The organism is Myxococcus sp. XM-1-1-1 (genome assembly GCF_020037095.1).
Classification (GTDB): Bacteria; Myxococcota; Myxococcia; order Myxococcales; family Myxococcaceae; genus Myxococcus; species Myxococcus fulvus.
In genome coordinates this window covers 28,642-42,192 of record NZ_JAIQDH010000007.1, presented here as the reverse complement: position 1 = coordinate 42,192, position 13,551 = coordinate 28,642, and the positions used below count along the sequence as shown (strand labels likewise).

Annotated in this window: 5 protein-coding genes and 1 tRNA gene; 5 read left to right on the top strand and 1 reads right to left on the bottom strand. The window is 71.6% G+C overall.

The features are described 5' to 3' along the window. The first annotated feature begins 16 nt into the window (after positions 1 to 16). The 3 genes from K8640_RS15760 (at position 17) to K8640_RS15750 (ending at position 3,962) form a co-directional block, all read left to right on the top strand. Positions 17 to 559 (top strand): HNH endonuclease, encoded by a 543-nt coding sequence (locus K8640_RS15760; protein ID WP_074949914.1) that lies wholly within the window; start codon positions 17 to 19, stop codon positions 557 to 559. Between the two features lie 165 nt (positions 560 to 724). Further along, positions 725 to 810: transfer RNA gene (locus tag K8640_RS15755), tRNA-Ser, on the top strand. A gap of 332 nt (positions 811 to 1,142) precedes the next feature. After that, positions 1,143 to 3,962, top strand: a complete 2,820-nt coding sequence (locus K8640_RS15750; RefSeq protein ID WP_141332461.1) for an AAA family ATPase — start codon at positions 1,143 to 1,145, stop codon at positions 3,960 to 3,962. Between the two features lie 48 nt (positions 3,963 to 4,010). On the opposite strand, the gene K8640_RS15745 is transcribed toward K8640_RS15750, so the two are convergent. Then, positions 4,011 to 7,652, bottom strand: a complete 3,642-nt coding sequence (locus K8640_RS15745; RefSeq protein ID WP_223747767.1) for a CARDB domain-containing protein — start codon at positions 7,650 to 7,652, stop codon at positions 4,011 to 4,013. 361 nt (positions 7,653 to 8,013) lie between these two features. Here K8640_RS15745 and K8640_RS15740 point away from each other — a divergent pair, with 361 nt between their 5' ends. Both K8640_RS15740 and K8640_RS15735 read left to right on the top strand, forming a co-directional pair. Continuing rightward, complete coding sequence (locus tag K8640_RS15740; RefSeq protein ID WP_223747766.1) at positions 8,014 to 9,225, top strand: polysaccharide deacetylase family protein; 1,212 nt, start codon at positions 8,014 to 8,016, stop codon at positions 9,223 to 9,225. A 1,587-nt stretch (positions 9,226 to 10,812) separates the two neighbouring features. Further along, entirely contained in the window at positions 10,813 to 13,527 is a 2,715-nt protein-coding gene (locus tag K8640_RS15735; protein ID WP_223747765.1) for a protein kinase domain-containing protein, read from the top strand. Positions 13,528 to 13,551: the final 24 nt, after the last annotated feature.

The following is a 13,551-nucleotide window of genomic DNA, read 5'->3' as shown; positions in this document are numbered from 1 at the left end:
CGAAAGGCGTTGCGTCATGGAGACGCTGGTTCTCAGTCAGTCCTTCGAGCCCGTCGCGCGGATTCCCTGGCAGCGCGCCGTCATGCTCATCTTCCAGGGCAAGGTCGAGGTGGTCGAGGAGTACGAGGACCGCTTCGTGCGCTCGGTGACGGTGGAGATTCGCATGCCGTCCGTCATCCGGTTCTTCCGCGGCCTGCGCAAGGGGCCCAAGGGCGTGAAGTTCAGCCGGGAGAACGTCTACGTGCGAGACCACTGCCGCTGCCAGTACTGCGGCCTGAAGGTGTCGCGCGCGGAGGCCACGTATGACCACGTGGTGCCTCGCGCCCAGGGCGGCCGCACCACCTGGGACAACGTCGTCATCGCCTGCGTGCCCTGCAACCAGAAGAAGGGCAACCGGACGCCGGAGCACGCGAAGATGGCGCTGCGCTGCGCCCCGGTGAAGCCCAAGAAGCTGCCGGACACCCTGCACCTATCGTTCGTCTTCGACAAGGGCATGCCCATGTCGTGGGCCAAGTTCCTCAGGGACGTGGCGTACTGGCATGGCGAGCTGGAGTCCTGAGCTCCCTCCGAGTGGAGGAGGTCCGCCAGAGGCGGGCCTCCGTCCCCTTCGTCCCCGCCCACACGGGTGACGGGGGATGAGGAGGTCCGCCAGAGGTGGACCTCCCGCCCGGAGGAAGCTCCCCGCGCGCCGGCAGGCGGGAGCGCCGCTGCCGGCACATTTCCTGGAAGACCGACGCCAGAGGCTGGCGGCCCGTTTCGAAAACGGTGCGGGTGCATGACGCGCTCGGGGTTCGAGTCCCCTGTCTTCCGCTGTGTCTTGGAGCATGCATGCCGGGTGGCCGGCCGCCCGGCTGGAAATCGGGAGGGCCCTTCGGGGCCCGTGGTTCGACTCCACCCTGCTCCGGTCTGTCTCTTTGGAAGTTGGACTGGCGATGGCGCCAGGCCCCGCTGCTACCGGGTGCGAGCCGGCCTTCCGGCTTGGGGTTCGAGTCCTCCGACTTCCGCTGCCACACCCGCCCACCCTGGGTCCGGGCCCGGCTCGCACAGGCGGGCCTGTTGCCGACCCAGGCCGGGATTGCGCGCTCACCTCGACGGTTCAGCGGTTAGAGTGCGTGCTCCGGCGAGGGGGCGGTTGACGAGACATGGCGACGAGGAAGAGCGAGGACCAGGAGCGACTCATCGACCGGGACCTGACCGCGTTGGCCCGCGAGGGCCGGCTGCCGGCCGCCCATGGCGTGGACGCCGCGGTGACGGAGGTCCTCGGGTTGCTGACGCGCGGTGGCAAGCATCCCCTGCTGGCCGGAGACCCCGGCGTGGGCAAGAGCGCGCTCGTGCAGGAGGTGGCCCGGCGCATCGCCGAGGGCCGCGTGGACGCGGAGCTGGCGCAGGCCCGGCTGGTGGAGGTGTCCATCGCCAACATCCTCGCGCGCTCCACCCAACGACAGGCGGCGGAGAGCTTCGAGGAGCTGCTGGCCCGGCTCGCCCGGCAGGCCTGCCCCATCGTCTACATCCGTGATTTGCCCGTGGCGCTGGGCGGCCCCCTGGCCCCCGTCGCCGTGCGCGCGCTGCGCACCAGCGGCATGCGGTTCATCTTCGAGACCGAGCCCAAGCGCGTCCAGGAGCTCCTGCGCTCCGACGAGGCGCTCGCCGAGCGGCTCCACCTGCTGCCCCTGCACGAGCCTCCGCTGGAGAAGGCACGCTGGGTGCTGGGACGGGTGGCGGAGGAGCTCGAGCGCGAGCTGCGGCTGCCCATCGACCCGGCGGCGTGCGACCTGGCGCTGCGGCTGTCGTCCAAGTTCCTGCTCGCGCAGCGCATGCCGCGCAAGGCCATCGAGCTGCTCAAGGAGACGGCGGCGGAAGCGGCGGGCGCGGCCAAGGACCACGTGGGTCCCGAGGACGTGCTCACCCGCTTCTGCGCCGCCACGCGCCTGCCGCGCTTCGTGGTGGACGACGCGATGCCGCTGGACCTGGAGGAGACCGAGCGCTTCTTCGGCGAGCGGCTCCTGGGCCAGACGGACGCGGTGGCGGCGGTGCTGCGCTCGGTGGCGCTGCTCAAGGCGGGGCTGAACGACCCGCGCCGGCCGCTGGGCGTGTTCCTGTTCGCGGGCCCCACGGGCGTGGGCAAGACGCAGCTGGCGAAGCTGCTGGCCGAGTACCTCTTCGGCTCGGCGGACAGACTGGTGCGCCTGAACATGGCGGACTACCCGAACGACGGCGACGAGAGCGTGCCCTTCGGCGCGTCCTGGGCACCGGCGCTGGAGACCCGGCGCGGCGAGCTGACGGCGCTGCTCGACGGCAAGGTGTTCTCCGTGCTGCTGCTGGACGAGTTCGAGAAGGCCGCGCGCAGCGTGCACGACCGCTACCTCCAGCTCTTCGACGAGGGCACGTTCGTCAACGGCGCGGGCGAGGTGGTGTCGTGCAACAACACGCTCATCGTCGCCACGTCCAACGTGGGCGCGGAGGTGTACCGCGAGCCCGCCATGGGCTTCGCGGGCACGCGGCGCGCGGAGGAGATGGTGACGGAGGTGGACCGGCGCATCGGCGAGTCCTTCCGTCCGGAGTTCCTCAACCGCTTCGACGCCATCTGTCACTTCCAGCCGCTGTCCAAGGTGGACATCCGCAAGATTGCCCAGCGCGAGGTGGGCCGCGTGCTGGAGCGCGAGGGCATCCGCGCGCGCTCGCTGGACGTGGAGGTGACGCCCGAGGTGGTCGACATCCTCGTCGAGCGCGGGTACTCGCCGCAGTTCGGCGCGCGCTACCTGCAGCGTGAAATCGAGAAGACGCTCACCGCGGCGCTCGCGGTGGAGATTGCGCGCAAGCCGCTGCCTCCGGGCACGCCCGTGCGCGTGGAGGCACGCGCGGGGGACCGGGTGGTGGCCGTGGCCGAGCCCGCCGCCCCGCCGCCGTCGCCCACCGCGCAGTTGCTGCTGCCCTCCGCGCGCGCGGCCCCGGTGAAGCGGCGGCTGGACCGCAAGTCGCTGCTGGTGGAGATGGACCGGCTGGTGGGCAAGGCGCGCGCGCTGGCGGCGTCCTCGGGGCGACCGGAGCTGGAGGAGCGCAGGACGGCCCTGCTCACGGAGACGCAGGCCCCCAACCTCTGGGACGACCCCACGCACGCGGCGGACGTCATCCGCGCCTTCCGGCTGGTGGAGGCCCACCTCAACGAGATGGAGCGGCTGGAGGCGGCGTGCTTGTTCGCCCGCCGGCTGGTGCGCGAGGCGAAGAACGAGGTGCAGCTGGGCTCCGCGGCGCGGCAGGTGGAGGAGGTCGCGCGCGAGGTGCAGATGGCCGAGGCGCTCCATGCCTCGGGCGCCTCGCAGCAGGACACCGAGGCGCTGGTGGACATCTGCGCGAGCGACTCGGCGGAGACGCAGGCGGTGTGGGTGCAGGAGCTGGCCACCATGTACCTGGGGTGGGCGCAGCGCCGGGGCTACGAGGCGGTGGCGGTGGCCGAGGCGGACGAGCCCTCGCGTGTCGTGGTGCGCATCGCCGGGCCGGGTGCATACGGGTTCCTGGCGGGAGAGGCGGGCATGCACCGACGCCTGGAGGACGAGAAGCGCCAGCGCGCGTATGTCCGCGTGCACCGGGGCGGCGCGCTCTCCGAGGAGGAATTGGAGCTCTTGGAGGTGCTGGGCCGTCCGGTGAAGAGCCACGAGGGCGCCTACCTCCAGCGCGTGCGCACCGAGGTGACGGTGAAGGACGAGTCCACCGGGCGCGTGCTCACGCTCACCGGCGCGGGGGAGCTGGAGGAGCTCAAGGACATCGCCGCGCGCGTGGTGGCGGGCCAGGGCGGCAGCACGGATGAGGCGCGCCGCTACTACCTGGGACGCAGCGCCCGGGTGGAGGACCCGCGCACCGGCGCCGGCACGCCCCGCGTGAAGGACGTGCTGCGAGGCGAGCTGGACGTGTTCATCGCCGCGTGGATTTCACGCGCCCCCACCGAGCCTCCGCTGGGGAGCTGAAGGCGGCGAGGGGACGGGCTCGACGGCCCCGTCCCCTCCGCCCTCACGCTAGTTCGTCACCGTCAGCGGGGTGGTGCGCGTGTTGTTGTCCTCGCGCAGCTCCTGCTGCGCCAGGAACGAGTCCACGTAGGCACCGAGGAACCGGGCCCCGGGCGCGCCCTGCGCATCCGGGGGCAGGCTCACCTGCAGGTTGGTCACCGACTGCGTGATGCAGGCTCCCGGGGCCAGGCTGGGGATGTTCGCGCCTCCCATGGGCACCTGGTCCAGCGGCGGCACGCCACCCGGGAGCACGGGCGCCTCCGGGGCGAGGCTCGTGTCCAACGAGACCACGAACGTCACCGTGCTCGAGGCGCTCGCCGTCGTCCCCTGGTTGCACACCCGAACCGTCGCGGAGATGCGGCTGCCGGAGATGGCCGACACCGGTCCCGTCAGCGAGGACACGACGAGGTCCGGCCTCGCGCCGATACCGATGAGCCCGTGGACGAAGGTGTTGTTGTCCTCGCGCAGCTCCTGCACCTGCGACGCGGCGTCGACGATGGCGCCCAGGTGGAAGACCCAGCCCTGCAGGCCCGGCGGCGCGGTCACCGACACGGTGGTGCTGCGCTGCAGGCACTGACTCACGGCCAGGGCGGGCACGTCCACGGTGCCGAGCGGCTGCTGCTCCTCCGAGGGCAGCGGCGACGCGGAGAGCTGGTCATCGACCGACAGCAGGAGGCGGACACTCGACACGGGGCTGGGCATCGTCCCGTGGTTGCAGACCATCACGGAGACAGACAGGGACTGGCCATTCTGCGCGCTGGCCGGCGCGGTCATCGCGGTCACGACCAGGTCGGAGCGGCTGCCCACGCCGATGAGGCCGTGGAGGAAGACGTTGTTGTCCTCGCGCAGCTCCTGCACGGAGTTCGTCTCGTCGACGATGGCACCCAGGAAGTAGGCACCATCGCCCTGCGCGTCCGGCGGCAGCCAGGCGTTCGGTGTGAGCGAGCGGGAGAGGCACTGGCCGATGGCGAGCGCGGGGACATCCACGCTCCCGAGCATCACCTGGTCCATGGCGGGAGGCGCGGACGGCGCGGTGGCCGTCAGCACGGCGTCCGTCGACAGGTAGACGCGCGCGGTGGACGGAGGGCTCGACAGGGTGCCGCGATTGCAGACATTCACGGACAAGGCGAGCGGCAGGCTCACCCCCACGCTCCGGGGCGCGGTCATCGCGGTGATGACCAGGTCCGGGCGCTGGCCGACGCCCACGCGCTTCACGAAGCTGTTGTTGTCCTCGCGCAGCTCCTGCACGGACGACGGCTCATCCACGATGGCGCCCAGGAAGAACGCGCCACCCCCTTGCGAGTCCGGCGGAATGGAGGCCCACACCGGGTTGGAGCGCGTGGTGCACTGGCCCGCGCCGAGGGACGGCACGGAGACGGAGCCCACCGGGACCTGGTCCATGGGCGCGGGGCCGGGGCTCGACGACATGGGCGAGAGCACCGCGTCCGAGGACACGAAGAGCTGCGCCTGCGTCGAGTTGCTGGGGCGGGTGCCCTGGTTGCACACCGTCACCGTCACCGTGGTGGGCCCCGAGGTTGGCAGGCTCTCCGGCGAGCCCAGCGCCGTGACGACCAGGTCCGGCATGAGGCCCACGCCCACTTGCCCCTGGATGAGGGCGTTGTTGTCCTCGCGCAGCTCCTGCACGGAGGGCGGGTCGTCCACGATGGCGCCCAGGTAGTACGCCCCATCGCCCGTTCCAGCCGGCGGGATGACGGCGCCCGGCATCGCCCCTTCGCGCACCAGGCACGCGCCCGGGCTCAGCGAGGGCACGGAGATTTCACCCTGCGGCGTCTGGTCCAGCGGCATCGACGGGCCGGGCCACGGCGTCATCGGCGTCAGGGCCGTGTCCGTCGACAGGTAGACCTGCGCGCGAGCGGGGTTGCTCGGCTGGGTGCCCTGGTTGCACACCGTCACCGTCGCCTGGAAGGGCTGCCCCGAGGCGAGGCTCGGCGGCGCGGTCATCGCGGTGATGACCAGGTCCGGCCCGTTGCCCACGCCGACCAGCCCCTTCACGAAGGTGTTGTTGTCCTCGCGAAGCTCCAGCACCTGGTTCACGTCATCCACGACGGCGCCCACGTAGAAGGGGCCCGCGCCCGTCGCACCCGGCGGCACCATGGGCCAGCCCGTCAGCGAGCGCGTCGCGCACTGTCCCGGCACCAGCGAGGACACCTGGACGTCGCCCACCGGCGACTGGTTCGGCGGCATGGGCGCGGGGCCCGACGGCATGGGCGACAGCGTCGGAGTCGTGGAGAGGTAGAGCTGCGCGCGCACCGGGTTGCTGGACTGCGTGCCCTGGTTGCACACCGTCACCGTCGCCTGGAAGGACTGGCTGAAGGACATCGAGGGCGGAGCCTGCACGTCCGTGACGACGAGGTCCGGGCGATACCCCAGCCCCACCAGGCCCTTCACGAAGGTGTTGTTGTCCTCGCGCAGCTCCAGCACCTCGCCCGCGTCATCCACGATGGCACCCAGATAGAGCGCGGTGGCCTCCGTGGGCATGGGCGGGAACGAGGGCCAGACACTCTCCTCGCGCGTCAGGCATTGGCCAGGCGCGAGCGACGGGAACGAGCCCATGCCCACCTGCACCTGGTCCGACGGCGGAGGCCCCGGAGGCGTCATCGGCGTCAGCACGTCATCGAGCGACAGGTACAGCCCGAGCCGCGCCCAGCCACTGGCCTGCGTGCCCTGGTTGCACACCGTCACGCGGACGGGAGTGGACTGCCCGGGCGTGAAGCTCGCGGGAGACGACAGCTCCCGGACCACCAGGTCCGCGCGACTGCCCACCCCGATGACGGTGGTCGCGTGGGTGTTGTTGTCCTCGCGCAGCTCCGGCACGGAGGCCGGGTCGTCCACGATGGCGCCCAGCACATACCGCCCCTGGCCATTTCCCGACGGCGGCAGCCACGCGCCGACTTGCGAGAAGCGAGCGATGCACTGCCCCGGCTCCAACCAGGGGAGCTGCAGCGAGCCCACCACGACCTGGTCCTGCGGAGGCGCGCCGGGCCCCGACGGCGTCAACACATCATCCACGGAGAGCAGGAAGCTCACCCACGTGCTGGAGGAGGCCGTCGTGCCCTGGTTGCACACGCGGGCCTGAACCTCGAACATCTGCTGCGTCATCACGCTGGCGGGAGCGCGCAGCTCCGTGATGACCAGGTCCGGGAGATTGCCCACGCCGATGCGCTGGACCGCGCTGTTGTTGTCCTCCCGCAGCTCTTGGACGGAGGACGGGTCATCCACGATGGCCCCCACGTAGTAGGCGCCGTCCTGCTGGGCCAACGCAGGCAGCGAGGCGGTCAGCGAGACCTCGCGCGATACACAGGCTCCTGGAGTAAGCGTCTGCGACAGGGAGAAGTCTCCCACGAGCAGCTGGTCCAGCGGAGGAGCCTGGGGGCCGCTGGGTGTCAGCACGTCATCCACGGACATGAAGAACCGGGTCTGCACGCCGCTGACCGGCGCGCTGCCCTGGTTGCACACCGTCAGCGCGGCGTTGAAGCCCTGACCCCGACTCACACTCGCGGGGACCCGCAGCTCGCGGATGACGAGGTCCGGCCCCGTCTGGAGCGGACTGGATGCCGCCTCGACTCCGGGCTCCCGCGAGGCCCCTTCGCCTCCCGAACAGCCCGTGCCCACACCGATGAACAAACCCATGACCAGCCAACTCGTGGCGGTCACGCTCCACTCCGGCCTCTTCATGAAGTCTCCCGTTGAAGTCACATGTGGAGCACGGCGACGAGCCTCGACGCCGGCTCCAGGCACGCGCACTAAGGGTGTGGCCGCCCGAATGAAAGCCCTGATGAAACATGACCGTTTCATGAAGTCGGAAAGGACTCCCTCGACGACAAAACCTCACTTCTCGATACGTGTGACGGCGAGCGAGTCCCCTGCGCCCCCTGAGCGCGACGCGCATCCACGGGTGAACGTGTCGAGGGCCTCGGGTTGCCCTGTGTGGAAGTCCTCTGCTATCGCGCGCCTCGCGCCGCATGCGGCGAACTGCCCCGGGGGGCTGTCCATGGCGAAGGGTTCCGAGACGATGCGAGGGTTTGCCGCGCTGCTGGTGCTGTTGACGACGTCCGCGTTCGCGGCCGAACCCTTCTCGCAGGGCATGGTCACCATCACCCTGGATGACGGCTGGGCCACCCAGTACACCAAGGCGCGGCCCGCGCTGAATGCGCGAGGGATTCCCGCGACGTATGGAATCATCACCCAGGCGCTCGCCCAGGGCTGGGGTGGCTACATGAGCACCTCCCAAGTCCAGACGCTCATCGCCGAGGGCAATGGCATCGCCAGCCATACCCTCACGCACCCGGACCTCACCACGCTGTCGCCCACCGAGCTCGTCGCCGAGCTGCGGGACTCGCGCGACTGGCTGGTGGGGTCGCTGGGCCTGAGCGCGGTGCCGGATTTCATCATCCCGTATGGGGCCTACGACGCCACCGTGCTCGCCTCCATCCGGCAGCACTACGCCAGCAGCCGCACGGTGAACGCGGGCCGGAACTTCCGCGACACCATCGTGTACGAGCTGCGTGGCAACGACGTGGCGCGTGGCGTCTCCGTCGCCACGGTGCGCGGCTGGATTGACCAGGCCCTCGCGGAGAAGAGCTGGCTCATCCTCGTCTTCCACGAGTTCGTGGACGGAACGCCGACCCGCGACACGCAATACAAGACGTCCAACTTCGCGAGCATCCTGGACCACCTCCACACCCGGGGCGCGCTCACGGTGACGCTGTCGCAGGGGCTCGCGCTGATGAACGGCCGCACGGAGCCGGAGCCGACCGCGGGGATGAGCATCTATGGCGATGCCCTGGAGGGAGGCTTCGCGGATTGGAGCTGGGCGGAGCACTCGCTGGACGAGACGACCACGGTCCACTCGGGCTCGGCGTCCATCCGCTTCGAGCCCGACGCGTGGGCGGGGCTGATGCTCCACCACTCGGGCGTGGACCTGTCGGGGTACCAGTCCCTGGAGTTGTGGGTGCATGGTGGCACCACGGGCGGTCAGGGGGTGCGCGTCGTGCTGCATGACGGCACCAACGTGCTCGGGAGTCAGCGGCTGGACGAGGCGCTGGGCGGGCCGCTGGTCGCGGGCGAGTGGCGCAAGGTCACGCTCTCGCTCGATGCGCTGGGGGCCTCGTCGGGCGTGATGCAGGACCTCTACATCCAGGACGACTCGGGAGCAGACCAGGCGGCGGTGTACCTGGACTCAATCGCTCTCATCCCCCGATGAGGCTCCCGGGCGGCGCGGGGTCGGCTCGCCGCGCCGCGGCATCCGGGGGTGGGGCCGAAAGGACAGACAGGGCTCCCATCGGCTGAGAATGGGCTGTGTCCGACCCTTGTGTGGCCCATTGGGAGTCGCGAATCCGGGCCCCCTTCTCATGTACCCGCCGTGTGGGGTTACATCCGAGGGGTGTCCTGCTTCGACGAGAAGACCGCGCAAACGCTGGTCAGCGGTGTGCTCTCCGTCGTGGAGGCCCAGCGCCTGCGGCGTCATGCGGAGGGATGCCGTGCGTGCGCGGCGCTCCTGGCGAGGCTGACACCGCCCGGCAGCGCGGCACATCGCGTCACGCCGCAGCAGGAGGACGCCACGGAGCTGGCCCTACCGCGCGCCGCGTTGATGGCGATGGTGGGGGATTTCGACCCGCCCACGGAGCCACTGCGTGCCGCGCGGAAGAGGGGCATGGACCCGGAGGTGGGCAGTTCGAGCGCTCATCCCGAGGAGGCCGCGCCGGACGCGGGGACACTGATTGCGCCAGTGCCCCGGCGCCTGGAGGGTCCGAAGACGTTGCTGGAGCTCCCAGCGGTCGCGGAGGCGGGGACCCAGATTGCGCCGGCGCCGAAGGTGTCCATGAGTTCGGGGCAACCGTCGCGGCCTCCCGTCGGCGCGAGCAGTCCCGTCACCTCGCCTCCAGCGTCATCCGCGAATGAGGGACGTTCGGCCGCGGCTCCACCGGCTCCGCTCGGGACGAGCGTGGCGGCCACATCGGCTCCAGCGTCATCCGTGGCGGCTGGACGCTCGCCTACGCCACCAGCGGGGCCTCTCAGGACGAACGCGGCGGCGACATCGGCTCCAGCGTCTTCCGAGAATGAGGGACGTGCACTTGCGCCACCAGCGGAGCCTCTCAGGACGAACGCGGCGGCGACATCGGACCCAGCATCATCCGCGAATGCTGGACGTGCACCGACGCCACCAGCGGGGCCTCTCAGGACGAACGCGGCGGCGACATCGGACCCAGCATCAGCCGTGGCTGCTGGACGTGCACCTACGCCACCAGCGAGTCCCCTCGGGACGAACGCGGCGACCCCTTCTTCCCCGGCCTCGTCCGCAAGCACGAGGCAGTCCCCCGTGAATCCATCGCGCACCCTGGTCGGTGAAGACGCTTCCGCGTCTCCTCCGCCGTCGCGCCCCCTGGCCGGCGCGAGCAGCTCCGTGCCGCCGCCGTCATCGCGGGCACCGGTGGGCACGAGCACCTCCAGTCCTTCGCCTCCCTCTCGGCCACTGGTCGGAGCAAGCACCTCCGTACCCTCGCCTGCCTCTCGGCCGATGGCCGGTGCGAGCGCCTCCGGTCCTCCGCCTCCCTCCGCCTCCGAGCCGGTCGCGGCTTCCCAAGGCCCGTCCAGCGCCGGCGCTCCATCACCGACCTACGGCGAGGGCACGCAGGTCGCTCCGCCGCCCCGCCCTCCCGTCGTCGAGGGCACGCAGGTCGCTCCGCCACCCCGCCCTCCCGTCGTCGAGGGCACACAGGTCGCTCCTCCGCCCCGCCCTCCCTTCGGCGCTGGCACGCAGGTCGCTCCGCCACCTGGCAACAGCCAGCGTGTGCCTCGCCCATCGTCGGAGCCGCCGTCCATCGAGGCTCCCTCGCGGACGCTCGTCGGCCGCTATCACATCCTCGACAAGCTGGGCTCGGGCGGCATGGGCGTCGTCTACAACGCCTACGACCCGGAGCTGCACCGCCGCGTCGCCATCAAGCTGCTCCACCCGAGCGCCAACACCGTGGTCCGCGCCGACGGCGCGACGCGCCTGCTGCGAGAGGCCCAGGCCATGGCCCGCCTCTCCCACCCCAACGTCGTCTCCGTCTACGACGCGGGCACCTTCGCCGGCCGCGTCTTCATCGCCATGGAGCTGGTCGACGGCGTGTCCCTGCGCCACTGGCTGCGCGCCACGGACCACTCCTGGCGCGACGTCCTCGACCTCTTCCGCCAGGCTGGCAAGGGGCTCGCCGCCGCGCACGCCGCCGGGCTCGTCCACCGTGACTTCAAGCCCGCCAACGTGCTCGTCAGCCGCGACGGCCGCGCGCAGGTGACGGACTTCGGACTGGCTCGCAACAGCGCGGACCAGGAGGCCGCCGAGGATGGTCGTCCCACCGCGCCCTCCCAGCTCGCCCTGCGGCGCGAAGACCTCCTGGAGTCCCCGCTCACCGAGGCGGGCCTCGTCATGGGCACGCCCGCGTACATGCCGCCCGAGCAACACGAGGACGGACGCACCGACGCGCGCGGAGACCAGTTCAGCTTCTGCGCCTCGCTCTACGAGGCCCTCTACGGACAGCTCCCCTTCGAGGGCAAGGCCGCCAGCGTCTACCTGCGCGAGTCGCTCGCCGGCAACGTGCGCCCACCTCCGCGAGGCAGCCGCGTCCCCGCGTGGTTGCTGCGCGCCATCAGCCGGGGACTCGCGCCCACCCCCGACGCCCGCTACCCCTCCATGGAGGCCCTGCTCGCGGAGCTGAGCAAGGACCCGTCCGTCATCTGGCGACGCCGGGGAATCATGGCCGCCGGCGTGCTCGTGCTCTACGGCGCCATCGGCGTCGCGTGGTGGATGGGCAATCGCCGTCACGCGCCTTGTCTGGAGGCAGGGGCGCGGCTGACGGGCATCTGGGACGCCTCGCGCCGGGACGCCGTGAGCAAGGCGTTCTCCGCCACCCACAAGCCCCAGGCCCCCGAGCTGCTGTCGCGCGTGACGCAGAGCCTGGACACCTTCGCCCAGGACTGGACGCGCATGCACCTGGAGGCCTGCGAGGCCACCCGTGTGCATGGCCACCAATCCGACGCGGTCCTGTCGCTGCGCATGGCGTGCCTGGAGCGGCGCCGCTCGACGCTCGACGCCGTGGTGGGCGTGCTCGCGCAGACGGACGAAGCCTCCTTCGCCACCGCGCTGGACGCCGCCCAGCGGCTGCCCTCCGTCGACGACTGCGCGAACGTGGACGCCCTGCGCCTGGGCCTCCCCGAGTCGAGCGAGCAACGCCAGCGCGTGGAGCGCCTCCGCGCCGGACTGGACCGCACCACCGCCCTGGTGGACGCGGGCCGCTACGAGCAGGCCCACACGGAGCTCCAGGCGCTGCTCGTCCAGGCCCGCGCGCTCGGCTACCGCCCCGTGCTCGCGGAGGCGCTGGAGCTGGAGGGACGCCTGGGCCTGGTGCTCGGAGACGAAGCGCGCGCGCAGAAGGCGCTGCGAGAGGCCCTGCTGCTCGCCCAGGCCACGCGCCATGACGAGGTCGCCGCGCGCGCCGCCGCCCGCTGGGTCACCACCCTCTCGCGCTCCCCCGAGCTCGAGGAGTGGGGCGTCGCGCAGGCCCGCGCCAGCATCGAGCGCGCGGGGGGCGCCCCGGAGCTGGAGGCCCTGCTCCACACGAGCCTCGCGCGCAACGCGTTCTTCCGCGGCCAGTACGCCGAGGCCGCGGAGGCCTTCGGACGCTCGGCGGCCCTGCGCGAACAGGCGCACGGCCCCGAGCACCTGCTCACGCTCGAGTCCCTGCGCAATCAAGCCTCCGCTCTCTCCCGCACCGACGAGACGGAGCGCACCTCGAAGCTGCTCCACCGCGTGCTCGACCTCACGAAGGTGGTGATGGGGCCCGACCATCCCCAGACGGCCCTGGCCGCCAACGCCGTCGGCTATCACCTGACGCTCCGCCGCCGCTTCGACGAGGCCCTGCCCTACCTGCACCAGGCCATCACCCTGGAGGAGCGCGCGATGGGCCCCGACAGCGCGACGCTCAGCTATCCCCTCAACAACCTTGCTACCGCATTGGAATCCCTCGGGCGCTTCTCGGAGGCGCGTCCACTGCGGGAGCGCGCCCTCGCGCTGGACCTGAAGACCCACGGCGCCACGCATCCGGAGACCGCGGCCGACTGGGCGCTTCTGGCCCAGCTCGCGTTGAGCGAGGGACGCACGCGCGACGCGGTGGAGCTGGCCCGCAGCAGCGTGAACGCCTACGAGGCCTTCCAGAAGGGCCACCCCGACCAGGCCGCGCCGCTGACCACGCTCGGCCTCGCGCAGCTCGCGCTGGGACGCACCCGCGAGGCCCGGGCCACGCTGGAGCGCGCCCTCACCCTGCGGGCCACCACGCCGGGCCTCGGAGAGGACCTGGCCGCCACCCGCTTCGCCCTCGCCCGCGCCCTCGGCGCCGCCGAGTCCTCCCGCGCGCGCTCGCTCGCGCAGCAGGCCCTGGGCTTCTACGAGGCCACACCGGACCTGTGGACCGCCGAGGCCCGCCGCGTCCGGGACTGGATGAGCACCGGCCCCGTGTCACGTCCCTGAAAAGCCAACCCTCGAAAACCATCC